This window comes from Arthrobacter sp. 05T420 (assembly GCF_056396305.1).
Map to the genome: position 1 here is coordinate 12,910 of NZ_JBFTLG010000001.1, position 26,362 is coordinate 39,271.

Sequence of the window (26,362 nt, forward strand, 5' to 3'; positions counted from 1 at the left end):
TGACGCATAACTCGCGCGCTTCAACCGCACGCTTAGGAAGGCCTTCCCATGACCACCACCGCACATGACATCACCTACCGGCTCGAGCAGAAGCGCCGCGTCCAGGCCGACTTCCCGGGGCCCAAGTCCGTTGCCCTGACCGAGCGCCGCAAGGCGGTCGTCGCCGCCGGCGTCGCGTCCAGCGTCCCGGTCTTCGTGGCCGACGCCGACGGCGGCATCATCCACGACGTCGACGGCAACTCCTTCATCGACCTCGGCTCCGGCATCGCCGTGACGAGCGTCGGCGCCTCGGACCCCGCCGTCGTCGGCGCGGTGAAGGAAGCCGTGGAGCACTTCACCCACACCTGCTTCATGGTCACCCCGTACGAGGGCTATGTCGCCGTCGCCGAGCAGCTGAACCGCCTCACCCCGGGCGACCACGAAAAGCGCACAGTGCTGTTCAACTCCGGCGCCGAGGCTGTCGAAAACGCCGTGAAGGTGGCCCGCCTGGCCACCGGCCGGGACGCCGTCGTCGCGTTCGACCACGCCTATCACGGCCGCACCAACCTGACCATGGCGCTGACCGCCAAGGCCATGCCGTACAAGACCAACTTCGGCCCGTTTGCGCCCGAGGTCTACCGCATGCCGATGAGCTACCCGTTCCGCGAGGAAAACCCGGAGATCACCGGTGCCGAGGCCGCCAAGCGCGCCATCACCATGATCGAGAAGCAGATCGGCGGCGAGCAGGTTGCCGCGATCATCATCGAACCCATCCAGGGCGAGGGCGGCTTCATTGTCCCGGCCGACGGCTTCCTTCCCGCGCTGGCGGACTGGGCAAAGGACAAGGGCATCGTCTTCATCGCCGATGAGGTCCAGTCCGGCTTCTGCCGCACCGGCGAATGGTTCGCCGTGAACCACGAGGGTGTTGTCCCGGACATCATCACCATGGCCAAGGGCATCGCCGGCGGCATGCCGCTCTCGGCCATCACCGGCCGCGCCGACCTCCTCGACGCAGTCCACCCGGGCGGCCTCGGCGGCACGTACGGCGGCAACCCGGTGGCGTGCGCGGCCGCGCTGGCCGCGATCGGTTCGATGGAGCAGTACAACCTCAACGGCCGGGCCAAGCACATCGAGGAGATCGCCCTCGGCAAGCTGCGCGAACTCGCAACTGGGCAGCCCGTGATCGGTGACGTCCGCGGCCGTGGCGCCATGCTGGCCGTTGAACTCGTTCAGCCCGGTTCCAAGGAGCCGAACCCGGAGCTGACCAAGGCCGTGGCCGCAGCCTGCCTCAAGGAGGGTGTCATCATCCTCACCTGCGGCACCTACGGCAACGTCATCCGGCTGCTGCCGCCACTGGTGATCAGCGACGAGCTGCTGCTGGACGGCCTCGCGGTCCTGGCCGCGGCCATCAAGGCCAACGCCTAGCCCACGGGCCAACGCGCGGCCCAGCGGGCTGCCGGGAAGGCAATCCCTTCCCGGCGACCGGTCTTTCCCGAACAGCGGGGGACACAACGGAGGAGCCGCGGACACATCGTCCGCGGCTCCTCCGTTTTCCGTGGTTCCCGTTCTTTCGCCGTTTCGTCGGCGTCGCCGGCTGCCGACGGCGACACGCTGGCCGCCGCGCTGACGGACGGGGACTGCGACGGCGGCTGGCTGCCGGCCGAGGACGGCGGGGCTGCCGGCCGAGGACGGCGGGGCCGGCGGCGCGCAGGCGGTCAGGACCAGCAGGAGCGCCAGGGTGCCCACTCCCGCGGTGCGCGACCCGGTCCTGCGGTTGAGGATGGCGTTCATGGCGGGCTCCCCTCGACCATCCCAGCAGAAGTTTGTCCTGCTCAGGGTCGATAGTCACCACCTTTCGGGGCCCGCTGGACTAGAGTCGTTCCTATCCACTGCAGGAGCGCAGACCGGCCGACGTCGCCCGGAACCCCCGGGGCGCAGCTGGCGTCTGCCACAGACCCATAAGGGGTTCACACATGCGATACGTAGTCGGCTATACACCCACCGAACGCGGCGCGGACGCCGTCGCCTTGGCGTCGGCCATGGCCCGCGCGCAGGGAGCGCATCTCGACCTGGTCTATGTGGTGGACAGGCACACGCCTTATGTAGCGATGAACCCGGAAGGGAACCGGGTCAGTGCCGCCGAGCAGCAGGTCCTCGCGGCGGAGCGCCAGGGAATGGACCTGGTCCCCGAGGGGCTGGAAGCGCACTTCCATGTCCGCCAGGCGGAATCGTTCGCAGCTGGCCTGATCGACGCCGCCCTCGAGTACCGGGCCGGCCTGATTGTGGTGGGTGCCGCAAGCCATGGCTTGTTTAAGCGCCATACCGTGGGCAACGTGGCCAACGCCCTGCTGCACGCCGCCCCGGTTCCGGTGGCACTGGCGCCGCATGGCTACCGCCGGACCGAAGCCATCACGCGTCTGACCCTCGCCGTGGGCCAGCGCGTGGGAGCGGAGGCGGCGATCGACGTCGCGATTGAATCCGCCGAGCGCCGCGGGGTGCCGCTTCGGCTGGTCTCCCTCGTGGAACTGGACGTCGAGGGGGACGGCGGGGAAAACGTCAACGCTGCCCATATCCACGCCAACACCATTCTGGCCGCCGCCGCGCACCGTCTGCCGGAGGGCCACCGCGTCAGCGTGGAGGTCGCGCACGGCCGCACGATCGAGGAAGCAATCGACGATCTGGAATGGGACGACGGCGAGGTGATGATCGTCGGGTCTTCGCGCTTGGCGGAGAAGTACAAGCTGTTCATCGGCAGCACGGCTTTCAAGGTGCTGCGGGCGCTCCCAGTTCCGATGGTCGTGGTCCCGCGCGACTACCAGCGGGTGGATACCTTCCCGGAGGTGTGAGGCCTGGAGGTCTGGGGCCGCGGGGCCAAGACCGCCCAGTACGCGGGAATGCTGCCGGGCGGTCCACCGGTCTCCATCGGCACTGTCTTCAGGACAGTGGCACCCTCCGTGATGAGGGTCCAGCGGCCCGAGGGGAACACGCGCGAGCGTTGCCTCGCGCCGAAATGCCCCGGTTTCGGCAGGGCAGAAATGGCTTGGCGGAGCGGTCCGGGGATCTTTTCGCCTGTGGCGCCCAGGCCCCGCAGGTAGCTGAGCGCGCCGCCCGGGACGTTCGTCTCGACGACGTAGATTCGTCCCTGGGCACCAAGGAGGGCTTCGATGGAGCCTGCGAGGCGTGCCTGCCGTCGCCGGCTGAGGACGTGGAACACCCCGCGGACAAAGACGTTGGCGTCGCCGAGTTCGCGCCAGAGCCCGGCCGCCGCAGCCGGCTGCGTGGCATCCAGGCTCCGGAAACTGAGGCCCGGAACGTGCGGGTGCGCGGACCGCGCGGCTGCTACGGCCTCGGGTGAGACGTCGACGCCCAGGACCGACGGAAAGATCTCGGTCAGCCGCCGAGTGATGGCGCCGTTCCCGCAGCCGAGATCGATCAAGGGGAGGCTGGTATCCATCGCGTTGGCCATGGCCTGCAGGTGGTGTCGGATCTCTTCGTTCCCGGCGCCGGGGGCGGCATCCCAGATGATCGGTTCGCTAAGGGAGCCAAGGGAGACTCCGCGCCAGAAGGCGTCCCAGCGCCGGTCCGGGCGGCTGGGACGGTGCAGGGACAATGCCGCAACCTTGGCCACCAGACGGAGCGTGTCCGCCGCCTTATCCATGCCCAGTGTGCGTGTACCCGCTTTGTCCGTGCCCGCCGGAACCGGTCCGCTCACGCGACGGCACCGTCCTTGTGCGCGAGCAGATCCGTCATGGCCGGCACCGACAGTGGACGGCTGAAGAAGTACCCCTGACCGAATTCGCAGTTCAGCTGCCGCAGCCTGTTCGCCTGCTCCCTGTCCTCGATGCCCTCGGCGACCGCGCCCAGTCCGGCCGAATGGATCAGTTGCAGGATGGCCGCGACGAATGTCTCCTGTTGCCGGTCTGTGGTCAGTCCGTCGAGGAGGGACTTGTCGATCTTTGCTTGCGCGGCCGGGAGGGTGCGCAGGTAGCTGATGGACGAATAGCCCGTGCCGAAATCGTCGATCTCGATCCGGACACCGAGGTCATTGAGCGACTGCATGGTGGCTGCCACTTCCGGGCCGCCGCGCATGATCGCGGTTTCGGTGATCTCGATTGAGACGTGGCAGGGCTCGACGCCGTGCCGGGCCAGCAGGCTTTCGACATAGGGCGCCAGATCGACGTGGTGCAGGTCAGCGGGGGAGAGATTGATGTGCGTGCTGAAGTCTGCCGGAAGCCCGGGATCGGACTTCCAGCGGCCGGTTTGCGCGATGGCGTTCCGGAGTACCCAGTGGCCGATTTCCACGGTGAGCCCGGCCTCGTCGGCGGCATCGAGGAACTTATCTGGCGCCAGCAGGCCCAAGGCGGGGTGACGCCAGCGGATCAGAGCCTCGGCGCCGGCAATGGCTCCTGTGCGCAGGTCCATGATGGGCTGATATTCCAGCTCTAGCTGGTCCATCGCCAGCGCCGTCCTCAGCTCCGCCACCTGGTGGACGCGCTGCTTGGCGGCCTCGTGCATGGCCGCGGAAAAGACCTGGAGGGTGTCCCGCCCGCGTTTCTTGGCCTCGTGCATGGCGATGTCGGCATCGCGGATGAGCTCCTCGCTGCGCAGGCCGGTTTCCCCCAGCCGGACACCGGTTCCGGCAGTGAGGGCCACCGCGACACCGCCGGCGACGATTCTGTCCTTCAGCGATTCGCCGAGCCGGGCCGCGATCTGCAGCACCGCCTCTGTGTCCTGGCCCGCGACAAGCACCGCGAACTCATCGCCGCTGAGGCGCGCGATCAGGTGGCCGGCCCCGGCCGCCGCGCGAAGGCGCAGGGCCGCCTCGCGCAGCACGGCGTCTCCCGCGGCATGGCCAAGGCTGTCGTTGATGAGCCGGAAGGAATCGAGGTCCAGCAGGATGAGGGCCGGCTGGTGTCCCGCGCCGGCACCGGCAACGGCCTCGGCCACCTTTTCCCGCAACAGCGAGCGGCTGGCCAGGCCGGTCAGCTCGTCGGTGTTGATGACGCGGCGGAGTTCGGCTTTGGCCGCCTCCAGGAGCGCGGTCCGCTCAGCAACCCGGACTTCCAGGTCCTCGTACATGCTTTGGAGCTCTTCGGCCAGCAGGTTGATGCCCGTGGTGACGGCGTCAATGCCGTCCCGTGCGGGTGAGACCGGCAGGCGGTTCGAGAGATCGCCCGCGGACAGTACGACGATGCCGTCCACGAGTTCCTCGAGGCGGCGGTCATCCTCAGGCCCCGTCATGACCCTGCGCGGTCAGCCAGCGGACCGCCTCATCGCCGTCGGTGAAAAAGCGTGTGGGAACCGGCGCCGAATTGACGCCCAGGAAGAAATTGGCGAGAACCCGGTCCACGGCGGACGAGCCGAGGAGCGCTATTGCTGAGGCGTCGCAGCGCTTGGCGAACACAGCCCGGGCGGCCCGGCTGACGGACTGTGTGGTGGCCATGTCGATCAGCAGCGGCGTGGGCCGGCCGCCGCACAATTCATTGACACGGTCCATTGCCAGTTGGGCGTTGGGGGCATCAATCACAACGCCCCGGGCCCACTCGAGGCGCAAGATGCCGCTGCTGTCGAAGTCCAGGGACGAGATGTCCCGCCCGCCCGGAGTTTCACGATCCTCTTCTGGCACCAGCAATCCTCAATTTCGCCCCGACGTGTGCATTCATGATGACACTAATGCACAGCGGCCGTGGTGCGCAGGCAGCAGCCCCCAAAGGCAGAAGCGCAGGGCAGTATCGCGCGGCAGTAACCCTAGGCGGCGGCGCGGGCCAGTTTCCGGGTCACGGAGTTCTTCCGGGCAGCGAGCAGCATGTCCACAGTCAGGACCAGCAGCGCCAGCCAGACGACGCCGAAACCGACCCAGCGGTCCGGCGTCATGGCTTCCTTGAACACGACGAGGGCCACGATGAACTGCAGGACAGGTGCGAAGTACTGCAGCAGGCCGATCGTGGTCATCGGCAGCCGGCGGGCAGAGGCGCCGAAGAACAGCAGTGGCACGGCGGTGATGACGCCCGAGGCCACCAGCAGCCAAAAATGCCCGGCACCGTTTGAAGCCAGGCTTGCCGCCCCGCTGACCGCCAGGACGATCATCGTGGCCGCGGCCACCGGCGCCAGCACGATCGTCTCCACGGTCAGGCTGGTGAGCGCGTCCGCCCGAGGGCCGACGCGCTTCTTGACGAATCCGTACAGTCCGAAGCTCAGCGCAAGCGTCAGCGCGATCCAGGGGAGCTTGCCGTAGGAGACCGTCAGCACCCCGACGGCAACGAAACCGATGCCGACGGCGGTCCACTGCAGCGGGCGCAGCTTCTCCTTCAGGACAAAGACCCCCAGCAATACGGAGACCAGCGGGTTGATGAAGTAGCCCAAAGAGGCCTCGACGGCCTGGCCGGTGGTTACGCCGTAGGTATACGTCAGCCAGTTCACCGCGATCAGAGCTGCGGCGATGGACAGCGGGCCGATCACCGTGCGGTTCCGGAACGCGGCTCCGAGCACCCGCCAGGAGCGGGTCACGGTGATCAGCAAGGTGCAGAAGATCAGGGACCAGACCACACGGTTGGCCACGATCTCGACGGCGCCGGCGGGTGCCAGCACAAAGAAGTACAGGGGCAGCAGCCCCCAGAGCCCGTAAGCGCCGATGCCAAACACGATCCCCGCCGTCGTGTCCTTGTCTACCGGTGCCAGTCCAGCTGGCCGGGCCGGCGCGGCCCCTCCCGCAGCGGCTACGGCGCTCGGCGCTGTCAGTGGGGCGGGGGAGAAAGATCCATCGGGCTTAGGCACAAGATCAATAACACCACCCCCGCGGCGCCTATTCCTGCCGATCGGAGCACGAGCCAGCCGGCGACATTTAGAATAGGGGCCTGTGCGCTGTATCTACTGGCGCTGTCCCTAAGACTCAGAAGGGCTCCCGGTGTCCACCTCGGCCGAATCCACATCCACTCGTCCCCTCCGTGTCGCGATTGTTGGCGCCGGTCCGGCCGGCGTCTACGCCGCGGACATCCTGACGAAGTCCAATGAGGTCAAAGGCGGCGACTTCCAGGTCAGCATCGATCTCTTCGAGGCATATCCGGCACCGTACGGCCTCATCCGGTACGGCGTGGCCCCTGACCATCCGCGGATCAAGGGCATCGTCAACGCGCTGCACAAGGTCCTGGACCGCGGCGACATCCGGTTCCTCGGCAACGTCACCTATGGCCGGGATCTGACGCTGCACGACTTCCGGGCGTTCTATGACGCCGTCATCTTCTCCACCGGAGCCATCAAGGACGCGGACCTGGATATTCCCGGGATCGGCCTGGAGGGTTCCTTCGGCGGCGCAGACTTTGTCTCCTGGTACGACGGCCACCCGGACGTGCCGCGGGAGTGGCCGCTGGAGGCCAAGGAGATTGCGGTGATCGGCAACGGCAACGTGGCCCTCGACGTGGCCCGCATGCTGGTCAAGCACGCCGACGAACTCCTTGTCACGGAAATCCCGGACAACGTCTACCGGGCACTGAAGGATTCGCCCGTCACCGACGTCCATGTTTTTGGCCGCCGCGGCCCGGCCCAAGTGAAGTTCACGCCGCTGGAGTTGCGCGAACTCAGCCACGCCAAGGACGTGGACATCGTCCTTTATCCGGAGGATTTCGAGTTCGACGATGCCTCGGATGAGGCCATTCGCAGCAACAACCAGATCCGGACCATGGTCAACACCCTGACGAACTGGCTCGTCGAGGAGCACGCCGAGGCCGAGGAACCGTCCTCGCGCCGGCTTCACCTGCATTTCCTGCACAGCCCCGTGGAGATCCATGACGACGCCGCGACTCCTGGCAAGGTCGCCGGGATCAAGTTCGAACGCATGGAGCTGGACGGCACCGGGAACGTCAAAGGCACCGGGGAGTTCCTCGACTACCCGGTCCAGGCCGTCTACCGGGCGATCGGCTACCACGGCTCGCCGCTGGATGAGCTGGAATACGACGCCCGCCGCGGCGTTGTCCCGAACGAAGGCGGCCGCGTGCTCGACGCCGAGGGGAACGCGGTGCCCGGAATCTACGCCACGGGCTGGATCAAGCGCGGGCCTGTCGGGCTGATCGGCCACACCAAGGGCGACGCGCTGGAAACCATCGGCTTCCTGCTGGAGGACCGGCTGACGCTGCCTCCGGCGCAGAACCCGGACCCGCAGGCCATCATCGACCTGCTTCAGGAGCGCGGCATCGAATTCACCACGTGGGAAGGGTGGATCAAGCTCGATGCCCATGAGCTCGCCCTCGGCGCCGAATGGTCCGCGGCGCAGTCCGCCGACGGGATCGAGCGGGAGCGCATCAAAGTTGTGCCGCGCGAGGACATGATCGAGATTTCCCGCGGGTAGCCAGCGCTACGCCAATTTTTCCACGCTGCGCAAAATGCCTGGCGCGCAGGATATTCCGGCCGCGGGGGTATTTTCGCGCGTCGGGGACGCGATGGCGCGTCGCGGGGCTGTCCGCCACCGCAGCACGGGCACTGGGGGCATGCGGTGGGCAGGACGGCGCATCACTCTGGCGGGGGTGCGGAAGGCCCACTAGACTGGGCCGGACGTGGCGGCCTTCGGTACGCCGTCGAGCCCGTCCAGTGGGAGTTCAATGAGGAATCTGGTCCGTCCGGCAGCTCTGTTACCGCCCGCGGGCGGGGTCACCGCGCAGCTGCGCCAGCAGCATGCCAGCACCGCGCACGAGGAACTGGACTCGCGCGGATTCGCTTTCTCTGGGAACCTGCAACTGCCTGGGCTCAGCCGCGTGATCCAGGAGTCGTGGCGGCGTTCGGCGCAGCTGCACGCCAATCCGGACAACCCCGAGGCGCCGCTGGCCATGGACCGCGAGGAACTCGAAGAATACCGCCGCCAGCACCCGCTGGCCGCCATCATGCCCGTGATCCATAAGCTCCTGGTCCTGCCGAGCTATGACAGCGGAATGCTGGTAGCCGTGGGGGATGAGCTGGGCAGGCTGCTCTGGGTGGAAGGCGACGCAGCCCTGCAGCGCCGGGCCGAGGGCATGATGTTCGTCCCCGGCGCCGATTGGTCCGAGGCGACAGTCGGCACCAGCGCCCCCGGCACCGCGCTGGCTCTCGGCCGGGGAATCCAGATCTCCGGTGCCGAACACTACAAGCGCTCGGTGCATCCGTGGAGCTGCACGGCTGTGCCGTTCCACGATCCGGATTCCGGCGCGCTGCTGGGGGTTGTGGACATCACCGGCACGGAGTCGGCCGTGGCCCCGCATACGTTGTCGCTCGTCGAGGCGACGGTCGCCGCGGCCCAGGCGCACCTGCGGGTGGAACGGCTGCAACTGGCCGCGGCAGGGCAGTCCTCGCCGTCGCGGCGGCGGAGCCCGGAGCTAGGAACGCCCGGGGCGCCGGCCGCCAACAGCCTCTACCGCGACAGCCTCCAGCTGCTCGGCCGCGATCAGGCCCTGCTCAGCATTGACGGGCGCACCGTGGCACTGTCCGCCCGGCACAGTGAGATCCTGGCCCTCCTCAGCACCCACCCCGCGGGGCTGAACGCCGAGGAACTCTGCGCCCTCCTCTACCCCGGGGAGGCCTCCACCATGACACTGCGCGCGGAGATGGTGCGGCTGCGCAAGGTGCTTCAGCAGCTCCATCCCGGTGCCGTCCCGGAATCACGCCCGTACCGCTTGCCGCTGAACCTGGTTGCCGACGCCGGACAGGTGCTGGACTGCCTGCAGCGCGGTGCGCACCGGATAGCGCTGGAAATCTACCGCGGCGCCGTGCTGCCCCGCTCCGAGGCCCCCGGCATCGTGGAGCTGCGGGGCAGGGTCTCGGCACTGATGCGGGAGGCCCTGCTGACGGACGGCAGCGCCGAATCGCTCCTGAAGTACGCCGCACTCCCTGAGGCCAAGGACGACGTCGAGGTCCGCATCGCCGCGCTGAAGCTGCTGGCGCCGCGCTCGCCCAAGCGTGCCGCCGTCGTCGCCGATCTGGAACGGCTTGACCGGGAACTGAGCGCCTGACCATCTCGGCATGCCGCGGCAAGCCGCGACGCCCGGCCCGTGACCTGGCTCACGCAGTTGCAACCTGACTGCAACCTTCGCGCGCCTACGCTGGGTGCAACGGGGGCCGGAAGCGCCTTGCTGCCCCCATCTTGCACAGCAAAGGAGCTAGCAATGACTGTTTACGCCCAGCCCGGTACCGAGGGCTCGAAGGTCACCTTCAAGGACCGCTACGAAAACTGGATCGGCGGCGAGTGGGTCGCCCCGGTCAAGGGCCAGTACTTCGAGAACATCACCCCGGTGACCGGCAAGGCGTTCTGCGAGGTGGCCCGGGGCACCGCCGAGGACATCGAACTGGCCCTGGACGCCGCCCACAAGGTCGCGCCCTCCTGGGGCAAGACCTCCGTGGCCGAGCGCGCCGCGATCCTGAACAAGATTGCCGACCGCATCGATGAGAACACCGAGATGCTGGCCGTCGCCGAATCCTGGGACAACGGCAAGCCGATCCGCGAGACCCTCAACGCCGACATTCCGCTGGCCGCGGACCACTTCCGCTACTTTGCCTCTGCCGTCCGCGCCCAGGAGGGCAGGCTCTCCCAGCTCGACGACGACACCACCGCCTACCACTACCACGAGCCGCTCGGCGTCGTCGGCCAGATCATTCCCTGGAACTTCCCCATCCTCATGGCCGTCTGGAAGCTCGCCCCGGCGCTCGCCGCCGGCAACGCGGTGGTGCTCAAGCCCGCCGAGCAGACACCGTCCTCGATCCTGGTGCTGATGGAGCTCATCAGCGACATCCTGCCGGCCGGCGTGGTCAACGTGGTCAACGGCTTCGGCGTCGAGGCCGGAAAGCCGCTGGCCTCCAGCCCCCGGATCCGCAAGATCGCCTTTACCGGCGAGACCACCACGGGCCGCCTGATCAGCCAGTACGCCAGCCAGAACCTGATCCCGGTCACCCTGGAACTCGGCGGCAAGAGCCCGAACATCTTCTTCAACGACGTCGCGGAGTCCAACGACGCCTTCTACGACAAGGCCCAGGAGGGCTTCACGCTCTTTGCCTTCAACCAGGGCGAGGTCTGCACCTGCCCGTCCCGGGCCCTGGTCCAGGACGGCATCTACGACTCCTTCATGGCCGACGCCATCGCCCGCACGCAGAAAATCATCCAGGGAAACCCGCTGGACACCGAGACGCAGCTCGGCGCCCAGGCCTCCAATGACCAGCTGGAGAAGATCCTCTCCTACATCGACATCGGCAAGCAGGAGGGCGCCAAGCTGCTCACGGGCGGCGCCCGCGCCGAACTGTCCGGCGACCTGGCTGGGGGCTACTACGTGCAGCCGACCATTTTCGAGGGCCACAACAAGATGCGGATCTTCCAGGAGGAGATCTTCGGCCCGGTGGTGTCCGTGACGCGCTTCAGTGATTACAGCGACGCCATGGGGATCGCCAACGACACCCTCTACGGCCTTGGCGCCGGCGTCTGGTCCCGCAACGGCAATGTTGCCTACCGTGCCGGCCGCGAGATCCAGGCGGGGCGCGTGTGGGTCAACAACTACCACGCCTACCCGGCCGGTGCCGCGTTCGGCGGGTACAAGTCCTCCGGCATCGGCCGCGAGAACCACTCCATGATGCTGGACCACTACCAGCAGACTAAGAACCTCCTGGTCAGCTACAACGAAAACAAGCTCGGCTTCTTCTAAGCCGCATTGACCCGGGCGGGGCGGATCGGCAGTGATCCGTCCCGCCCGCACCATTTTCCGGACCAGCCAGGGAGACCCCGATGACGCAAACCAGGCTCGACGCCGCCGTGACCCGCCCCGGCGAGGACTTCTCCCGGGTGGCGCTCACTCCCGAGGCCGTGGAACTGCTGCGAAAGCTGTGGCTCCAGCACGGCCCGCTGATGTTCCACCAGTCCGGGGGCTGCTGCGACGGGTCCTCACCGATGTGCTACCCGGCAGGGGAGTTCATCACGGGGGACGCGGACGTCCTGCTGGGCCTGTTCGATGTCTCTGACGGGCTGCAGCCCCAGCCGCTGGAATTCTGGATGTCGCGGGAGCAGTTCAACTACTGGAGTCACACGCACCTGACTGTCGACGTCGTTCCGGGCCGGGGGAGCGGGTTCTCCGTCGAAGCGCCGGAAGGCAAGCGGTTCCTGATCCGCTCGACGCTGATGGAGTGGCCCGTCTGATGCTCATCTGACGGGTTTCCGTGGGCTGTTCCGCGCCCATCCTGGCAAGGGTCCGGGGCTGGTCCGCGGCCGCCCCCACCCCGAGCTGCGTCTCACTATGCGGGACAAATCGGGCCGTCCAGTGGATGGGCACTACGATAGATAGGTCTGTTTCCAAACCAGTTATCGAGATTGCGGACTTTCCTATGAACCTTTTCCGGACCAAATCCATCGAGCAGTCCATGTCCGACGCCGATGAACCCGGACGCAAGCTGAAGCGCTCGCTAAGCACGTGGGACCTCATGATCATGGGGGTCGCGGTTGCCGTGGGTGCCGGGATCTTCTCGGTCGGCGCCAAGGCCGCGGCGAACTTCGCCGGCCCCGCCGTGACCATCTCCTTCGCGATCGCCGCCGTCACCTGCGCGCTCGCCATCATGTGCTACGCCGAGTTTGCCACGGCCATCCCGGTGGCCGGTTCCGCCTACGTCTTCACGTACGCGACCATGGGTGAGATCCTCGCGTGGATTATCGGCTGGAACCTGATCCTCGAACTCTTCACCGCCGGCGCCGTGATCGCGAAGTACTGGGGCATCTACCTCAGCAAGGTCTTTGCGCTCATGGGCGTGGACATTCCGCCGTCGATCTCCCTGGGCGGTGTCGACCTCTACTGGGGCGCCTTCTTGATTGTTGCCATCTTCACGGTGCTGCTGGTCCTCGGGACCAAGCTCTCTGCCCGCGTCGGCAACATCTTCACGCTGATCAAGATCGCGGTGGTCCTCTTCGTGATCGTCGTCGGCTTCACGTACCTGAAGTTCGAGAACTACACCCCGTTCGTTCCGGCCTCCGAGCCGACCGGAGGCACCGGCACCGCCGATGTCCTCAAGCAGTCCTTCTTCGGCTTCCTGACCGGTGCGGCCCCCGCCCAGTACGGAACCCTGGGAATCTTCGCCGGCGCCGCCCTGGTCTTCTTTGCCTTCATCGGCTTCGACGTCGTTGCCACGTCGGCTGAAGAGGTTAAGAACCCGCAGAAGACGCTGCCCCGCGGCATTTTCGGTGGCCTGGCCATCGTCACGGTCCTCTACATCCTGGTGTCGCTGGCACTGACCGGCATGGTGTCCTACACGAAGCTGGCTGAGGCCAAGAACCCGACACTCACCACCGCCTTCGAGGCCGTTGGCAATACTGACGCCGCCAAGGTCATCGCCTTCGGCTCCCTGGTGGGCCTTACCACCGTCATCATGGTGCTGCTCATGGGCCTGTCCCGCGTGGTCCTCGCGATGAGCCGCGACGGCCTGCTTCCGCGCTCCCTGTCCAAGACCAGTGCCGCGCGTGGAACACCGGCCCGCCTCCAGATCATCTGCGGCGCCGGAGTTGCCCTCGTTGCCGGCCTGACCAATGTGGACCTGCTGGAGGAAATGATCAACATCGGGACCCTGTCCGCCTTCGTGATGGTCAGCCTTGGCATCCTGGTGCTCCGCAAGAAGCGTCCCGACTTGAAGCCGGCCTTCCGCGTCCCGTTCGGCAAGGTGCTCCCTATCGTCTCTGCCGTCCTGTGCCTGTACCTCATGACGAACCTCGCCGTGGAGACCTGGATCTTCTTCGCCATCTGGCTGGTGATCGGCGTCGCGATCTACTTCGCCTACGGCCAGCGCCACTCCAGGCTGAACGAAAAGTTCGCGGAGGCCCGCGCCTCCGTGAACGGCCCGGGCACGGCAAGTGCCGTCAACCCGGCCGCACCGGCCGCGGAGAACGACGAGGACGCCCTGACCCGCTCCTGATCGGGGGAGCCGTCGGTCCTCGGTTCTTTGTCGTCGAAGTCGCCGGAACCGTCCGCGTTCGCTGGAAACTTCCGGCGTGCTCGCACGGTTCCGGCGACTTCGGCGTTTGGGCCCGCGCTCCCCGTTGGCATGCGCTCCCTAAGATGGACACATGGCCCGCCCAGCAAGACCGGAACGCAAATCAGAGTTGTTGTCGGCGATTCTCGACTACCTCATGGACAAGACGCTGGCGGAACTGACGTTCCGCAGCCTCGCCGACGGGTTGGGCGTCAGCAGCTTCGTCCTGGTGTACCACTTCGGCAACCGCGAGCAGCTGATCAACGAGATCATCCGCGGCATCGAATCCCGGCTGGACAGCGTCCGGGCCACCGACGTCAGGGACATCGACAGGGATGCGTGGCGGGCCTTCTTCCTGGAGTCCTGGCAGTGGACCATGGCACAGCGCAACCGGCACCTGGCCCGGCTTGAATTCGAGGCGACTGCGCAGGACGTTGTGGCCGCGGCGCCGCGCGGCACCGCCCCGGAGCACTTCCGGATGCTGCACGAGAAGGCCCGGGACTGGCTCATCATCCAGGGCATCCTGCCGGAGTTCGCGGACACCGACGCCCGCCTGTTCACCGCAGCGTTCTATGGGCTCCAGTTCGATTTCGTCGTCAACAACCAGCCCGAGGAAGCCACCAAGGCCTTTGAGCTGATGATGCTGGTCTTCTTCAACAATCTCGACAGGCGCCTGGCCACCGACGGACAGCACATCTGAGCTGAATCTCAGGGAGCGGCGTAGCGGCCCTCCCATTCCACGAGGGGGCGCAGATCCTCCCAGCGCCGTGCCACTTCCTCCACCGCCCCGGGCCCGGCAAGCCAGCCGGGTTGGCCCACATTGACCCCGGCCGTGAGCGACTTGTGCTTGAGCAGCTCCGCCCGGGGATGGTCCTTCTCGAAGCCCCGCGGCACCGTCTTCAGACGTTCGCCCTCCACCGCGAACCCCGCTGCCTCGACCTTGCGCACGATCTCCTGCAGGGCCTCGCCGCTGGCGGGATCATCTACGGCGCCGCGGAACCGTGTCAGCTGGGCCGGGGTATGTGTGTGGCAGCCGCCGCCGATCAGCAGGCCGTCGGCGCTGAGCTGGATGTAGAAGCCCACTCCTTCGTCCAGCGCCGCGAATGCCCCCTGCGCGGTCTTGTAGGGCGACTTGTCCGGCGAGAACCGGACATCCCGGTTGGGGCGAAAGAGCTTGGCCGGGCCGAAGCGTGGCTCCAGCTCGGCCAGCAGCTCGGTTAGCGGCCCTTTCACTGCGGCGTCGTAGACCGGCTTGTGCTCCAGCCACCAGTCCCGGCTGTTGTTCTGTTCAAGATCGGCGTAGAACCGGAAGGCGTCATCCGGAATGCCTGCAAATGCGGTCATGCCCAAATCCTACGGAGCCGCAGCACACAGTGGCGAGGGGCCCGCGCGCCCATGTGGATAACGGCAGAACGCCCCGCCACGGAGGTCCGTGGCGGGGCGTTCTAGTGGCTCAGACGGTTACCGGTGCAGCCAGCCCTAGAATCGGCCGGCCGTTCAGGCAACCCTCGACGCGTAGATCAGACCTTGTTGGCGGCCTCTGCGTCGGACTCAACCTGGCCGGCGCCGAGGTTGGCGCGCAGCTTGGCGCCGAACTCGGCGTCGACGTTGGTCCAGTACTGGATGGCACGTTCCTTGATTCCGGCGTTCTTGACGCCGCTGACGGCGCCGGTGACGGTCTCCAGCAGGCGGGCCTTCTCGCCGTCGTTGAACACCTCGCGGTACAGCGTGCCGGCCTGGCCGAAGTCGTTGTCCTCGGGGTGCAGGGAGTGCGCGGAGTGCGTGAGCGCGCCGTCGTTCTCCCAGCCGCCGCCGGCAATGGCGGGCTCAACCGCGGCCGGGCCGCCCACGGAGTTCGGTGCGTATACCGGAACGGACGGGGCGTTGAAGTGGTAGCGCCCGGCGCCGTCCTGGCTGTAGTTGTTGACCTGGTTCTGCGGCGCGTTCACCGGGAGCTGGGCGTGGTTGGTGCCGACGCGGTAGCGGTGCGCATCCGCGTAGGAGAAGATGCGGGCCTGCAGCATCTTGTCCGGGGAAGCGGCGATGCCGGGCACGAAGTTCGACGGCGCGAAGGTTGCCTGCTCGATCTGCGCGAAGTAGTTCTCCGGGTTCTTGTTCAGCTCCATGGTGCCGACCTTGATCAGCGGGTAGTCCGCGTGCGGCCACACCTTGGTGAGGTCGAAGGGGTTGAAGCGGTACGTCTTGGCGTCCTCGTACGGCATGACCTGGACGTGCAGGTCCCAGGACGGGAAGTTGCCGGCGGCAATGTTTTCCTGGAGGTCGCGGATGTAGAAGTCACCGTCAGCGCCGGCAAGAGCCTCGGCCTCGTCACCGGACATGGACTTGACGCCCTGGTTGGACTTGAAGTGGTACTTGACCCAGAACCGCTCGCCCTCGGCGTTGATCCACTGGTAGGTGTGCGAGCCGTAGCCCTGCATTTCACGCCAGGAGGCCGGCAGGCCGCGGTCGCCCATGAGCCAGGTGACCTGGTGGGCGGACTCGGGGGAAAGGGTCCAGAAGTCCCACTGCATGTCGGCGTCGCGCAGGTGGGTGCCCGGGAGGCGCTTCTGGGAGTGGATGAAGTCCGGGAACTTGATGCCGTCGCGGATGAAGAACACCGGAGTGTTGTTGCCGACGAGGTCGTAGTTGCCCTCGGTGGTGTAGAACTTCACGGCGAAACCACGGGGGTCGCGCCAGGTGTCGGGGGAGCCTGCCTCGCCGGCAACGGAGGAGAAGCGAATGAGCATGTCCGTCTCGGTGCCGGGCTGGAACAGCGCGGCCTTGGTGTACTTCGAGACGTCCTCGGTGGTTTTGAAGCTACCGAAGGCGCCGCCGCCCTTGGCGTGCACGACGCGCTCCGGGACGCGCTCGCGGTTGAACTGCGCGAGCTTCTCGATCAGGTAGTGATCGGTCAGGATGATCGCGCCGTCGGCGCCGACGGACTTGGAGTGCGCATCGGAAGTGACGGGGGCACCGGACTGTGTTGTGGACACGGCGGGCGCAGAGATGATCTCAGTCATCGTTCTCCTTTGGTTGGGTTTCTTAGTTTCGTTCGGAGGGAAGTTGTTGGGTGCGCTGGCAGTCCTGGCAGATGCCCTGGTACAGCACGTCCGCGATCTGGATGGTCATCGGCTTGGCGTTCGCGTCCCAGTGCGGGGTCAGGCAGGGCGCGTGGCCCACGGCGCATTCGACGTCCTCCACGCGCCCGCAGCTGATGCACACGGCATGGTGGTGGTTATCTCCCACCCGTGTTTCGTACAGCGCGGCGGAGTGCGGGGGTTCGAACCGGCGCAGCATGTGCAGATCGGTGAGATCCCCCAGGACCACATAGACGGACTGCGCGGTCAGGTCCGGCAATTCATGCCGGGCGGCGGCAAGGATAGCCTCCGCCGGCGAATGCGGGTGATGTTCGACGGCGGCCAGCACGGCCAGGCGCTGCTTGGTCACCCGGCGGCCGTGGGCACGCAGGGCGGCTGCCCATGCATCGTGGGTGCCCGAGGAATCCGTCATACCCTCATTCAAGCACTTATTATGACTGTCTCACAATAAGGCGCGGTTAACATTTTCGGCCGCGTCCAAGGCGTCCGCGGTTCGCCACTAGAGTTGCGGGGTGGGGAAATTTTTGGCGGACATCACGCCGTTGCGTGAAAGTCCGGCCTTCCGCCGCCTGTGGCTGGGGTCCGCCGTTTCCGCACTGGGCAGCCAGCTGACCCTCGTGGCCGTGAGCCTGGAGATCTACCGGCTGACCCAGGACAGCCTCTATGTGGGCCTGCTGAGCCTCTTCGCCCTTGTGCCGCTGGTCATCGGCGGCCTCCTGGGCGGCTCGATCGCCGACGCCCACGACCGCCGCACGGTGGCCCTCCTGGCCTCGTCCGTCCTCTGGCTGACCACGGCCGCGCTGGCCCTGCAGGCATGGATGCAGCTGGGCAATGTGTGGCTGCTCTACGCGCTGGTGGCGGTGCAGAGCGGCGCCCAGGCCATCAACCAGCCCGCCCGCAGCGCGATCATCCCCGTCCTGGTGCGCAAGGAACTGCTGCCGGCCGCAAACGCCCTCAGCATGATGATTTTCGGCCTGACCATGACTGCCGGTCCGCTGCTGGCCGGGGTCCTGGTGGCGTGGATCGGGTTCGGCTGGACCTACACGATCGACGTCGTCAGCTTTGCGTTTGCGTTCTGGGCGCTCCTGAAGCTGCCGCCCATGCCGCCCGGGGAGCATGCCAGGGCGGCCGGGCTGCGTTCCGTGGTGGAGGGATTCCGTTTCCTTGGGACCCGGCCCAACCTCCGCATGACGTTCGTGATCGACCTCGTGGCCATGATCTTTGCCCAGCCCCGGGCGCTGTTGCCCGCCATCGGCGCTCTGATGATTGGCGGCGGCGAGGCCACGGTGGGCATCCTGCTGGCCTCAATGGCCGTGGGGGCGTTCCTGGCCGGCCTGTTTTCGGGGCCGCTCGGCGGTGTTCGCCGGCAGGGCACCGCCGTCGTGTGGTCCGTGATGGGCTGGGGCGCCTCGGTCGGGGCCTTCGGCCTGGTGGTGGTCCTGGCGGGCCAGACCAGAGACGGCGGCGTGACGACGTGGCTGCTGCCGGCCGCCCTGTGCTGCGCGCTGGCCGGCATCGCGGATTCAGTAAGCGCAGTCTTCCGGACCACCATCCTGCAGGCTTCCACCCCGGACCACCTGCGCGGGCGGCTGCAAGGTGTGTTTGTGGTGGTGGTGGCCGGCGGACCCAGGATCGGGGACTTGCTCGCTGGCGGCGCGACTAAACTCTTGAACGAGGGATGGGTTCTGCTGATCGGCGGCGTGATGTGCATGGCCGTGGCCAAGACGGTAGCCCGCGTGCAGTTCGGATTCGTGCGCTACGACGCGCGGAACCCGGTGCCGTAGCGGTTCGTTTTTATTGGTACGTATCGAGGTCAAGGGCATCAGGAGGAACAGTGCACCAGCATCACAACGGACTGAAAACCGCGGCCCTGTTCGGAGTCCTGTGGGCGGTCCTGCTTGGTCTGGGGGCTTTCATCGCCGCCGGGACCCGCAGCGCCGCGCCGATCTGGATCATGGCCCTGATCGGCGTCGGCACCACCGCCTACGGGTACTGGAACAGCGACAAGCTCGCCATCCGGTCCATGCAGGCCTATCCCGTCACGGAGGCCGAGGCGCCCCAGCTGTACCAGATCGTCCGGGAACTGTCCGGCCGGGCCGACCAGCCGATGCCGCGGATCTACATCTCGCCCACCATGGCGCCGAACGCCTTCGCCACGGGCCGGAATCCTCGGACCGCGGCGGTGTGCTGCACCGAGGGCATCCTGAGGCTGCTGGACGCCCGCGAGCTCCGCGGCGTCCTGGGCCATGAACTGATGCACGTCTACAACCGGGACATCCTGACGGCGTCGGTGGCCGCCGCCGTCGCCGGCGTCATCACGTCGGTGGCCCAGATGATGCTGCTCTTCGGCGGCGGGGACCGCCGCAACGCGAACCCGTTCGCCGCGATCGCCATGGCGCTGCTGGCCCCGTTCGCCGCGTCCCTGATCCAGATGGCCATCTCGCGGACGCGGGAGTACGACGCCGACGAGGATGGATCCGCGCTCACCGGAGATCCGCTGGCGCTCGCCTCCGCCCTGCGCAAGATTGAGCAGGGTGTGCAGTTGGCGCCGCTGCCGCAGGACCAGCGTCTGGTCAACGCCTCCCACATGATGATCGCCAACCCGTTCCGCGGCGGAGGCGTGGCCAAGATGTTCTCCACCCACCCGCCGATGGCCGAGCGGATCGGCCGGCTGGAGCGGATGGCCGGCCGGCAGCTCACCTGAAGCCAGCTGCGGCGCTGGCGACGCGCAAATAGTTCCGTGACGCGCAAAAGGGCTGGCGACACCCGAATACCGGTGTCGCCAGCCCTTTTGCGCGTCGTGAGGAAACTTGCGCCTCGGACGGGAAGCTAGCTGCGGAAGTTGACGAACTGCAGGTCGGCCTCGTCGAAGCCCTTGAGCAGGTTCATGGTCTCCTGGAGGTCATCGCGGGACTTCGAGGTCACCCGGAGCTCGTCGCCCTGGATCTGCGACTTGACGGACTTGGGGGCCTCGTCCCGGATCAGCTTGTTGATCTTCTTGGCGAGGTCCTGGGCGATGCCCTCCTTGATGGAGGCCTCGAGCCGGAATTCCTTGCCGGACGCGTAGGGCTCGCCGGTGTCGAGCGACTTCAGCGAGATACCGCGGCGGATGAGCTTGGACTGCAGCACGTCGAGCACCGCCAGCACCCGCTCTTCAGAGTTGGCCTTCATCAGGATCTTCTCGCCGCTGAAATCAACCTCAGCGCCGACGCCCTTGAAGTCGTAGCGCTGGGCAATTTCCTTTTGCGCCTGGTTCAGCGCGTTGGCGACCTCCTGCTTGTCTACCTTGCTGACGACGTCGAACGTGGATTCGCCTGCCATGACTTTCCTCCTGATGGTTAGCCGGGTGCCTGATGTGAGGCCGGTTGTCTACATTCCAGCCTAGTACGGATGCCCCCGTTCTGGAGGGCGGCCGGGCGGGACGACGTTTCACAGTCCGCTCATAGCTCAATCACGGCGGGAACGAAGCCAGGCCCGGAAGAGTTGCAAGGGTTGGAACCGCTGCTGAAAGGCAAGAAGAACATGCACCATAAGGCCGTCCGCTACGTCACCCGCACCACCGCCGTCGCTGCCACCACGCTGGCCGCGACGGCGACCTCCGTTGCCGCCGCCGCATTGGCGGCCTCCATCATCCTGAGCCCGGCCCCCGATGCCTCAGCGCGCATGGACGGTATCCACACGGACCTGGCCCGCGCCGTCGAGCTGAACCAGGTCACGCCGGAGCAGGCGGCACGATTCGAGGCAAGGCTGGCCGGCCGCATTTTCGGAGAAGCCTGATTTTCCGGGCATTTTGGCCCATTTCTGGGCCGCTAAGGCGCCGATTCGATTCTTCGGCGGAAGTTCTGTAAAGTTGTCTTGCCCGCGGGTGCTGGAAGCGGAACGGACTGGAAACAGGCGTTCAGGGACTGGAAACCGCGAGTGATCTTCTTTTGAAGTTCGGCAGATTACCCGAGCGGCCAAAGGGGGCTGACTGTAAATCAGCTGGCAACGCCTACGGGGGTTCGAATCCCTCATCTGCCACCCTTGGACAAGCCTCCGGAACCGATCGGTTCCGGAGGCTTTTTCTTTGCCCGGGGTTCAGCGGGGCCGGACCCACAGTCCTCGGGCCAACCCAATAAAGTCCGCGCAGAGTAAGTCCGCGGCTCAGTCGAGCGGCGGATTGGGGATGGCCACCGTTGTCCCGGCGGGCGGAATCCATTCGCCGCCGGTCAGGTAATTCAAGTTGGCTATCCGCAATGCATGAAGCGGTACGCCGTAGCGGCTCGCGATGCCGGCGGGAGTATCTCCGGCGCTCGTCCTGTACAGGAGCTGCCCCCGCCCGTCCTGGCCGGTCACGCTACCGCCGGCACCGAGCTGCGGCACGTCCACGCCTCTGAGGTCGATGACCTTTCCCGCGGCAACGGACGCCGATTCGTTGAAACTCCTGAGGATCTCGGGAGTCATCCGGAAGTGGGCGGCGATGCCTTCCCAGGTGTCGCCGTCGACGGCCGTGTAGCGCATCGGCTGGTAAAACCCGTTCAGTTCGGTCGTCCCCAGCAGGCCCGGGGGCGCCGGGGAGGTTGCAGCGGCCGCCGGGGATGTTCCGTGAGCCGCGGCCGCCGGAGTTCGGCCCGGGGCCTCCGCGCCAGATGCGCAGGCGGTCAGCAGGCCGGCTAGTACCGCGGCCAGAACGACGGCGGCGGCCGGCCGGACGCGTTTTACACCGGATCCGTGACTCACGCTGGGTGTCCTGTCATTCGGGGCCTCCCCCCGAGGCCCGTTGGAGCCGATTATTCCATACGTTTGATGAAGTCTCATTTCCACCGCCTTTTCCGAGGGAGGGGCTCCTCGGGTTCGGTATAGTGCCGGTCATGGACGAAAAGGCGATCTTGCACACCTACCTGCGGACGCGGCGGGACAGCCTGCTGGCAAAGCTTGACGGGCTCAGCGAGTACGACGCGCGCCGGCCCCTCACAGCTACGGGCACCAATCTGCTGGGCCTGGTCAAGCATGTGGCCAGCGTTGAACTCGGCTACTTCGGCGAGGTTTTTGGCCGGCCCAGCGACCTGGAACTGCCGTGGTTTGCCGACGATGCGGAGCCGGACGCCGACATGTGGGCTGCCCCCGGCGAGACGCGCGAGCAGATCGCGAAGCTGCACCGGCTCTCTGCCGTGCACAGCGACGCCACCATCGATGAACTTGCCCTGGACGCACCCGGCGTGGTGCCCTGGTGGCCGGACGAGCGCAAGCACGTGACGCTGCAGCAGATTCTCGTGCACATGTGCGTGGAAACGGCCCATCACCTCGGCCACGCGGACATCCTGCGCGAGCTCATCGACGGCAGGGCCGGCCAGCGCCCGGGGGACCCGAACCTCTCCGTACGCACACCCGAGGAGTGGGCTGCGCACCGGGCCCGCATCGAGGCGGCCGCCGTCGTCGTCGCCGCCGCCGCCGCCGCCCCGGCCGGAACGCCAGGCCGGTAGCGCAGGCCGACAGCGCAGGCCGACACCGCAGTCCGATTGCGGGCCGATAGCGGCAGGCGAGACGCGGCCGGCGAACCTAGCCGGCGATACGCTGCCGCAACACCCCATGTTCTGAAAGCAAAATCTCAGTTTTCGAGGCAGCGCCAACGTAGGGTGGTCCGGTCCGCTGTTGAAGAAGAAGGAGCGATCGTGAAGTCGTTTGCCTGTGGTGATGTGGTTCCCGGTTGCGAAGCCCGCTGGGTGTGCAGTACGGAAGACGAAATTCTGGTGAATGTGGCGGCCCATGCTGCGTCCGCCCATGGGCTGGAGGAGCTGCCGGCCGACGTCGTGCAGTCGGTCCACAAAGCCATCATTTCCGTTAGTTGATTCACGAGGCAGGCGGCCTCCCGCCCGACGCCGGGGCCGTTCCCGGCCCGGATTGGAACGAGCAGCTGGCGGCCGCCTGCCGAGGTGTTGGCCTTGCCGCGGCCTACCAGCCCATTGTCGATACTGCCCGCGGCACAGTGGTGGGCTATGAGGCCCTGGCCCGGTTTCCGGGTTTCGCCGAAAAAAATCCTGAAGTGTGGTTTGCCGCCGCGCGCACGCATGGCCTGGCGGCCGAGCTCGAGGCAGCGGCCTTGCGGGTGGCGCTCTCGGCACGCCCCACCCTGCCTGCGAACTGCTTCCTGACCCTCAACGTCTCACCGGAGCTGCTGCTGACGGAGGGGATCCGTGAGATCTGGCGCAGTCAGGGAAACCTTGGCGGACTGGTGGTTGAACTTACGGAGCAAACCCCGATCGACTCCTATCTGGAGCTTGAGCCTGACCTCAACCAGCTGCGCGCTGCGGGCGCGCTGATCGCGATCGACGACGCCGGGGCTGGCTACGCGGGCCTCCGTCACCTCTTGGCGCTGCGGCCCTCGCTGATAAAGATCGATCGTGAACTCATCCAGGATGTCGACCGTGACGAAGCCAAGCGCGCCCTGATCTCCATGCTCGGAACCTTTGCCAGCCGCGTGGATGCCTGGATCCTGGCCGAAGGAGTGGAACGGGTGGAGGAACTCGACGCCCTCGTCGCCCTCGGCGTACCGCTGGTGCAGGGGTATTGCCTGGCCCGGCCCGGGCCGGCGTGGGAACCGATCGACCTCGATGTTGCCCACCGACTCGCCTCCAAACCACCGGTGGCCCACCAGGGCATTATCCGGGACATCGTGGAACCCGCGACGACGGCCACCACGACGGCGACGGCGGCCGCAGCGTTTGATGACAGCCCCGCCCTGCAGTCAGTGGTGTTGATGGGCGAGCATTTGCGGCCCGTTGCGGTGCTGGACCCCGCGGCGGCGGCCCTGGGCGTGGTCAGCCCGGGCATGTGCGTCAACCTGGACACCCCGATCAGCGAGGCCCTGGCACGGTCCATGACGCGGGCTCAGGCCAGCCGGTTTGACCCCCTGCTGGTGACGGACAACGCCGGCCGCTTTGCCGGCGTCGCCCGCATGGAACGGATGATCACGGCCCTGGCCAGCAGCTAGCCGTCCGCCGGGCCCGGATCGCTTGACCGTTCCCCTAGCAGCTGTCCCGTGCCGGGGTCCTCCAGACCGTCGAAATAACGGTCCAGGACATTGCGGAACACGGATTCGCCGGGGGCCGCCAGCCGGAACAGCGTCATGGACGAGTGCAGCTTCCGCGCGTCGATGCCGCCGAAAATCTGCACCGCGGACTGCCCCTCCAGGGAAGCCACCGCGGCGGCCACCTCCCGGAGGCGGGGGCCCAGGACGTCGTGCCGGAGGTAGGCACGGGCCTCGTCCAGGGAGGAGATGGCATATTTGCGGGCCGTTTCGCTATGGCCCAGGCCTGCGAGCTGGGGGAAAACGAACCACATCCAGTGGCTCCGCTTCAATCCCGACCTCAACTCCGCCAGGGCGTGCCCGTAGGTTCCGCCGGCGTCTTGGGCGACCACGAACCGTGCAAGATCGTAGGGGTCTTCTTCCATGCTCGCTAGGCTACGTCGCCAGGCGACCAAGGGACAGAGCCGCCGAAGCGCCTAACGCCGCCCTACTCCCCAACAACAGGCGGCGGTAGTATCAACTTCGAGAGTCGGTGGCGCACCTCACGGTTGGCCGGGCGCCACGCTCGGCCGAGTCGGAGGGCGGATGTACGACGCATTTGGGCTGTTCACCGGGTCCACTCTGGTGGAAATCGGGCTCCTGCTGGCGACGTTTGTTCTGTGCTCCCTGATCGGCGTCGAACGGCAGGTCCGGCAGAAGAGCGCGGGCTACCGCACCCACGTTCTGGTTGGCCTGGGATCGTGCACCTTCACCCTTATCTCCGCGTACGGCTTCGCCGCCGTCCAGGGACCCGGGGGCACCCTGGACCCGTCCCGCATTGCAGCCCAAATCGTCAGCGGCATCGGCTTCCTCGGTGCGGGGGTGATTTTCAAGGGGCGGAACGTTGTCCGGGGCCTCACCACTGCCGCGAGTATTTGGGTTTCCGCCGCCGTCGGCATGGCCTGCGGGGCCGGTATGCTTTCCCTGGCAATTTCGCTGACCGCCTTCCATCTCATCACCTTGTATGTGGTCTCGCCCGCGGTGAGGAAAATCCCTACCCCCGACACCAACCGGGTCCTGCATGTGGGCTACGCGGACAATCAAGGCGTGCTGAGGCAAGTGCTGGAGCTGGCCACCACCATGGGGTTCAGCTCATCGATCCTGAGCACCAAGAAATCAGGCAACGCACAAAAACCGATCGTTCTCATGAACATCCGTTTCCACGGTCATCTTCCGCTGAAGGAACTGGTCCCGTCGCTCCTGGAAGTGCCGGGCGTGAAGACTGTCACCGTGCTCGGCTCGGACCCCAACGAGGACGACGATGACGACAGCGCCTGAGAACCTGGCGCGGCGGGATCCCCGGGTTGACGCGTTCATCGCGGCACTGCCGGACTGGCAGCAGGAAATCTGCGCCCAGGTGCGGGACCTTGTCCATGCCGCCGACCCGGCAGTCGAAGAGACCATCAAACGCACCACGCAGCCCTATTTCGTCCTCGACGGCAACATCTGCGCCCTGCTCGCGGCCACGGACCACGTCAACGTCTTCCTGTACGACGGCGGGATCGTCCCGGACCCGGAGGGCATCATCACCGGCGGGCACGACAACAAGACCGCCCGCACCGTGGCTTTCACCCAAGGGGAAGCCATCCCCGGCCGGGCCCTCACTGCGATGTTCCGGCAGATCATTGCGAACAACCGGGCCGGCGGCTGGCGCAAACTCAAGCCTGGCCAATGAAGCACGATGACCATCCCCGAACCGCCGTGCACGTTGATTGAAGCCGTTCGGGATGACCGTTAGAGTCTCCTGATGACCGAGAACAGCATCGCCCTGACGGAGACCGTGCGCGTGCGCGTGCTGCGCAGGCCCGACGCCGGCCCCCTGGCCGATGCCTACCTGCGGAACCGTGAGCACCTGGCGCCCTGGGAGCCGGTGCGGTCCGAGGAATTCTTCACGGTCGAGGGACAGGCCGCCAGCATTGAATCCAAGCTCGGGTTGTTCATCGCGGGATCGGACGTGCCCTGGGTTCTAGCGGAAGGTTCCCGGATCGTCGGGGTGATGAACCTGAGCGGGATTGTCCGGGGGCCGTTCCTCAGCGCCCACCTCGGCTACTGGGTGGACAAAGACATGACCGGGCGGGGGATTGGCTCGGCAGCGCTGGAGTTCGCCGTCCAAACCGGCCGGAGCGAGCTGGGCCTGCACCGGCTGCAGGCCGCCACGCTCCCGCACAACTCCGCGTCGCAGCGGATCCTGAAGCGGGCCGGCTTTGAGGAGATCGGTTTGGCCCCCCGGTACCTTCGGATTGCCGGTTCCTGGCAGGACCACATCCTGTTCCAGCGGATCCTTTACTGA

27 protein-coding genes and 1 tRNA gene are annotated in these 26,362 nt (G+C 66.8%); 18 read left to right on the top strand and 10 right to left on the bottom strand.

Features of this window, described 5'->3' with window-relative positions; translation table 11 throughout:
- Positions 1-48 precede the first annotated feature (48 nt).
- Both gabT and AC1DEM_RS00060 read left to right on the top strand, forming a co-directional pair.
- Positions 49-1,404, top strand: a complete 1,356-nt coding sequence (gene gabT / locus AC1DEM_RS00055) for a 4-aminobutyrate--2-oxoglutarate transaminase (RefSeq protein ID WP_476882550.1) — start codon at positions 49-51, stop codon at positions 1,402-1,404.
- Between the two features lie 548 nt (positions 1,405-1,952).
- Positions 1,953-2,825 (top strand): universal stress protein, encoded by an 873-nt coding sequence (locus AC1DEM_RS00060; RefSeq protein ID WP_476882551.1) that lies wholly within the window; start codon positions 1,953-1,955, stop codon positions 2,823-2,825.
- On the opposite strand, the gene AC1DEM_RS00065 is transcribed toward AC1DEM_RS00060, so the two are convergent.
- From AC1DEM_RS00065 to rarD, 4 genes are all read right to left on the bottom strand, one after another.
- Complete coding sequence (locus tag AC1DEM_RS00065; protein WP_476882552.1) at positions 2,792-3,691, bottom strand: class I SAM-dependent methyltransferase; 900 nt, start codon at positions 3,689-3,691, stop codon at positions 2,792-2,794. The genes AC1DEM_RS00060 and AC1DEM_RS00065 overlap by 34 nt on opposite strands.
- Positions 3,688-5,220, bottom strand: a complete 1,533-nt coding sequence (locus AC1DEM_RS00070; protein WP_476882553.1) for a putative bifunctional diguanylate cyclase/phosphodiesterase — start codon at positions 5,218-5,220, stop codon at positions 3,688-3,690. Before AC1DEM_RS00070 ends, AC1DEM_RS00065 begins: the two co-directional genes overlap by 4 nt.
- Entirely contained in the window at positions 5,207-5,611 is a 405-nt protein-coding gene (locus AC1DEM_RS00075; RefSeq protein ID WP_476882554.1) for a DUF7793 family protein, read from the bottom strand. Before AC1DEM_RS00075 ends, AC1DEM_RS00070 begins: the two co-directional genes overlap by 14 nt.
- A gap of 116 nt (positions 5,612-5,727) precedes the next feature.
- Positions 5,728-6,753 carry an EamA family transporter RarD gene (gene rarD, locus AC1DEM_RS00080; RefSeq protein WP_476882555.1) on the bottom strand — a complete coding sequence of 342 codons (1,026 nt, stop codon included), beginning with the start codon at positions 6,751-6,753 and terminating at the stop codon, positions 5,728-5,730.
- A 130-nt stretch (positions 6,754-6,883) separates the two neighbouring features.
- On the opposite strand from rarD, the gene AC1DEM_RS00085 reads away from it, so the two are divergent.
- The 6 genes from AC1DEM_RS00085 to AC1DEM_RS00110 all read left to right on the top strand — a co-directional run bounded on the left by AC1DEM_RS00085 (position 6,884) and on the right by AC1DEM_RS00110 (position 14,629).
- Positions 6,884-8,320 (top strand): FAD-dependent oxidoreductase, encoded by a 1,437-nt coding sequence (locus AC1DEM_RS00085; RefSeq protein WP_476882556.1) that lies wholly within the window; start codon positions 6,884-6,886, stop codon positions 8,318-8,320.
- A gap of 250 nt (positions 8,321-8,570) precedes the next feature.
- Entirely contained in the window at positions 8,571-9,950 is a 1,380-nt protein-coding gene (locus AC1DEM_RS00090) for a GAF domain-containing protein (protein WP_476882557.1), read from the top strand.
- A 153-nt stretch (positions 9,951-10,103) separates the two neighbouring features.
- Positions 10,104-11,627, top strand: a complete 1,524-nt coding sequence (exaC, locus tag AC1DEM_RS00095; protein ID WP_476882558.1) for an acetaldehyde dehydrogenase ExaC — start codon at positions 10,104-10,106, stop codon at positions 11,625-11,627.
- 80 nt (positions 11,628-11,707) lie between these two features.
- Positions 11,708-12,115, top strand: coding sequence for a DUF779 domain-containing protein (locus tag AC1DEM_RS00100; RefSeq protein WP_476882559.1), 408 nt, complete (start codon positions 11,708-11,710; stop codon positions 12,113-12,115).
- Between the two features lie 185 nt (positions 12,116-12,300).
- Positions 12,301-13,872: an amino acid permease gene (locus tag AC1DEM_RS00105; protein ID WP_476882560.1), complete on the top strand. Its 1,572-nt coding sequence runs from the start codon at positions 12,301-12,303 to the stop codon at positions 13,870-13,872.
- Positions 13,873-14,023: 151 nt separating this feature from the next.
- Positions 14,024-14,629, top strand: coding sequence for a TetR/AcrR family transcriptional regulator (locus AC1DEM_RS00110; RefSeq protein ID WP_476882561.1), 606 nt, complete (start codon positions 14,024-14,026; stop codon positions 14,627-14,629).
- Positions 14,630-14,637: 8 nt separating this feature from the next.
- Here AC1DEM_RS00110 and AC1DEM_RS00115 read toward each other — a convergent pair whose 3' ends face one another.
- The 3 genes from AC1DEM_RS00115 to AC1DEM_RS00125 all read right to left on the bottom strand — a co-directional run bounded on the left by AC1DEM_RS00115 (position 14,638) and on the right by AC1DEM_RS00125 (position 17,439).
- A complete protein-coding gene (locus AC1DEM_RS00115) occupies positions 14,638-15,273 on the bottom strand; it encodes a DUF2461 domain-containing protein (RefSeq protein WP_476882562.1) in 636 nt (211 codons plus the stop codon).
- 176 nt (positions 15,274-15,449) lie between these two features.
- Positions 15,450-16,949, bottom strand: coding sequence for a catalase (locus tag AC1DEM_RS00120; protein WP_476882563.1), 1,500 nt, complete (start codon positions 16,947-16,949; stop codon positions 15,450-15,452).
- A 22-nt stretch (positions 16,950-16,971) separates the two neighbouring features.
- Entirely contained in the window at positions 16,972-17,439 is a 468-nt protein-coding gene (locus AC1DEM_RS00125) for a Fur family transcriptional regulator (RefSeq protein WP_476882564.1), read from the bottom strand.
- Positions 17,440-17,539: 100 nt separating this feature from the next.
- Here AC1DEM_RS00125 and AC1DEM_RS00130 point away from each other — a divergent pair, with 100 nt between their 5' ends.
- Together AC1DEM_RS00130 and htpX are read left to right on the top strand one after the other, a co-directional pair.
- Positions 17,540-18,811, top strand: a complete 1,272-nt coding sequence (locus AC1DEM_RS00130) for an MFS transporter (protein ID WP_476882565.1) — start codon at positions 17,540-17,542, stop codon at positions 18,809-18,811.
- 50 nt (positions 18,812-18,861) lie between these two features.
- The gene (htpX, locus tag AC1DEM_RS00135; protein ID WP_476882566.1) at positions 18,862-19,731 is read left to right on the top strand and encodes a zinc metalloprotease HtpX; all 870 of its coding nucleotides are present in this window, start codon (positions 18,862-18,864) and stop codon (positions 19,729-19,731) included.
- Positions 19,732-19,856: 125 nt separating this feature from the next.
- On the opposite strand, the gene AC1DEM_RS00140 is transcribed toward htpX, so the two are convergent.
- Positions 19,857-20,348, bottom strand: coding sequence for a YajQ family cyclic di-GMP-binding protein (locus AC1DEM_RS00140; RefSeq protein ID WP_018773569.1), 492 nt, complete (start codon positions 20,346-20,348; stop codon positions 19,857-19,859).
- A gap of 201 nt (positions 20,349-20,549) precedes the next feature.
- Here AC1DEM_RS00140 and AC1DEM_RS00145 point away from each other — a divergent pair, with 201 nt between their 5' ends.
- Together AC1DEM_RS00145 and AC1DEM_RS00150 are read left to right on the top strand one after the other, a co-directional pair.
- On the top strand, positions 20,550-20,804 hold the full coding sequence (locus AC1DEM_RS00145) for a hypothetical protein (RefSeq protein WP_476882902.1): 255 nt from the start codon (positions 20,550-20,552) through the stop codon (positions 20,802-20,804).
- A 161-nt stretch (positions 20,805-20,965) separates the two neighbouring features.
- A tRNA-Tyr gene (locus AC1DEM_RS00150) sits at positions 20,966-21,047 on the top strand.
- Between the two features lie 123 nt (positions 21,048-21,170).
- On the opposite strand, the gene AC1DEM_RS00155 is transcribed toward AC1DEM_RS00150, so the two are convergent.
- Positions 21,171-21,746, bottom strand: a complete 576-nt coding sequence (locus AC1DEM_RS00155) for a LysM peptidoglycan-binding domain-containing protein (protein WP_476882567.1) — start codon at positions 21,744-21,746, stop codon at positions 21,171-21,173.
- A 131-nt stretch (positions 21,747-21,877) separates the two neighbouring features.
- Between AC1DEM_RS00155 and AC1DEM_RS00160 the strand changes: the two genes are divergently transcribed.
- The 3 genes from AC1DEM_RS00160 to AC1DEM_RS00170 all read left to right on the top strand — a co-directional run bounded on the left by AC1DEM_RS00160 (position 21,878) and on the right by AC1DEM_RS00170 (position 23,997).
- The gene (locus tag AC1DEM_RS00160) at positions 21,878-22,489 is read left to right on the top strand and encodes a DinB family protein (RefSeq protein WP_476882568.1); all 612 of its coding nucleotides are present in this window, start codon (positions 21,878-21,880) and stop codon (positions 22,487-22,489) included.
- Between the two features lie 189 nt (positions 22,490-22,678).
- On the top strand, positions 22,679-22,855 hold the full coding sequence (locus tag AC1DEM_RS00165) for a DUF1059 domain-containing protein (RefSeq protein ID WP_277526353.1): 177 nt from the start codon (positions 22,679-22,681) through the stop codon (positions 22,853-22,855).
- Entirely contained in the window at positions 22,852-23,997 is a 1,146-nt protein-coding gene (locus AC1DEM_RS00170; protein ID WP_476882569.1) for an EAL domain-containing protein, read from the top strand. The genes AC1DEM_RS00165 and AC1DEM_RS00170 overlap by 4 nt, the downstream gene beginning before the upstream one ends.
- On the opposite strand, the gene AC1DEM_RS00175 is transcribed toward AC1DEM_RS00170, so the two are convergent.
- Positions 23,994-24,458, bottom strand: a complete 465-nt coding sequence (locus AC1DEM_RS00175; protein WP_476882570.1) for a DUF1810 domain-containing protein — start codon at positions 24,456-24,458, stop codon at positions 23,994-23,996. The genes AC1DEM_RS00170 and AC1DEM_RS00175 overlap by 4 nt on opposite strands.
- Positions 24,459-24,618: 160 nt before the next feature.
- On the opposite strand from AC1DEM_RS00175, the gene AC1DEM_RS00180 reads away from it, so the two are divergent.
- The 3 genes from AC1DEM_RS00180 to AC1DEM_RS00190 all read left to right on the top strand — a co-directional run bounded on the left by AC1DEM_RS00180 (position 24,619) and on the right by AC1DEM_RS00190 (position 26,362).
- Positions 24,619-25,350 carry an MgtC/SapB family protein gene (locus tag AC1DEM_RS00180; RefSeq protein WP_476882571.1) on the top strand — a complete coding sequence of 244 codons (732 nt, stop codon included), beginning with the start codon at positions 24,619-24,621 and terminating at the stop codon, positions 25,348-25,350.
- Positions 25,334-25,747 (top strand): DUF1801 domain-containing protein, encoded by a 414-nt coding sequence (locus AC1DEM_RS00185; RefSeq protein WP_476882572.1) that lies wholly within the window; start codon positions 25,334-25,336, stop codon positions 25,745-25,747. Before AC1DEM_RS00180 ends, AC1DEM_RS00185 begins: the two co-directional genes overlap by 17 nt.
- A 72-nt stretch (positions 25,748-25,819) precedes the next feature.
- Positions 25,820-26,362 carry a GNAT family N-acetyltransferase gene (locus tag AC1DEM_RS00190; protein WP_476882573.1) on the top strand — a complete coding sequence of 181 codons (543 nt, stop codon included), beginning with the start codon at positions 25,820-25,822 and terminating at the stop codon, positions 26,360-26,362.

Coding starts and splice junctions, on each gene's coding strand:
- AC1DEM_RS00175 (WP_476882570.1), bottom strand. CDS start 24,458: ATGGAAGAAGACCCCTACGATCTTGCACGGTTCGTGGTCGCCCAAGAC.
- AC1DEM_RS00070 (WP_476882553.1), bottom strand. CDS start 5,220: ATGACGGGGCCTGAGGATGACCGCCGCCTCGAGGAACTCGTGGACGGC.
- AC1DEM_RS00145 (WP_476882902.1), top strand. CDS start 20,550: ATGCACCATAAGGCCGTCCGCTACGTCACCCGCACCACCGCCGTCGCT.
- AC1DEM_RS00115 (WP_476882562.1), bottom strand. CDS start 15,273: ATGACCGCATTTGCAGGCATTCCGGATGACGCCTTCCGGTTCTACGCC.
- AC1DEM_RS00125 (WP_476882564.1), bottom strand. CDS start 17,439: ATGACGGATTCCTCGGGCACCCACGATGCATGGGCAGCCGCCCTGCGT.
- AC1DEM_RS00180 (WP_476882571.1), top strand. CDS start 24,619: ATGTACGACGCATTTGGGCTGTTCACCGGGTCCACTCTGGTGGAAATC.
- AC1DEM_RS00060 (WP_476882551.1), top strand. CDS start 1,953: ATGCGATACGTAGTCGGCTATACACCCACCGAACGCGGCGCGGACGCC.
- AC1DEM_RS00185 (WP_476882572.1), top strand. CDS start 25,334: ATGACGACAGCGCCTGAGAACCTGGCGCGGCGGGATCCCCGGGTTGAC.
- AC1DEM_RS00110 (WP_476882561.1), top strand. CDS start 14,024: ATGGCCCGCCCAGCAAGACCGGAACGCAAATCAGAGTTGTTGTCGGCG.
- AC1DEM_RS00190 (WP_476882573.1), top strand. CDS start 25,820: ATGACCGAGAACAGCATCGCCCTGACGGAGACCGTGCGCGTGCGCGTG.
- gabT (WP_476882550.1), top strand. CDS start 49: ATGACCACCACCGCACATGACATCACCTACCGGCTCGAGCAGAAGCGC.
- AC1DEM_RS00090 (WP_476882557.1), top strand. CDS start 8,571: ATGAGGAATCTGGTCCGTCCGGCAGCTCTGTTACCGCCCGCGGGCGGG.
- AC1DEM_RS00120 (WP_476882563.1), bottom strand. CDS start 16,949: ATGACTGAGATCATCTCTGCGCCCGCCGTGTCCACAACACAGTCCGGT.
- AC1DEM_RS00100 (WP_476882559.1), top strand. CDS start 11,708: ATGACGCAAACCAGGCTCGACGCCGCCGTGACCCGCCCCGGCGAGGAC.
- AC1DEM_RS00140 (WP_018773569.1), bottom strand. CDS start 20,348: ATGGCAGGCGAATCCACGTTCGACGTCGTCAGCAAGGTAGACAAGCAG.
- AC1DEM_RS00160 (WP_476882568.1), top strand. CDS start 21,878: ATGGACGAAAAGGCGATCTTGCACACCTACCTGCGGACGCGGCGGGAC.
- AC1DEM_RS00105 (WP_476882560.1), top strand. CDS start 12,301: ATGAACCTTTTCCGGACCAAATCCATCGAGCAGTCCATGTCCGACGCC.
- exaC (WP_476882558.1), top strand. CDS start 10,104: ATGACTGTTTACGCCCAGCCCGGTACCGAGGGCTCGAAGGTCACCTTC.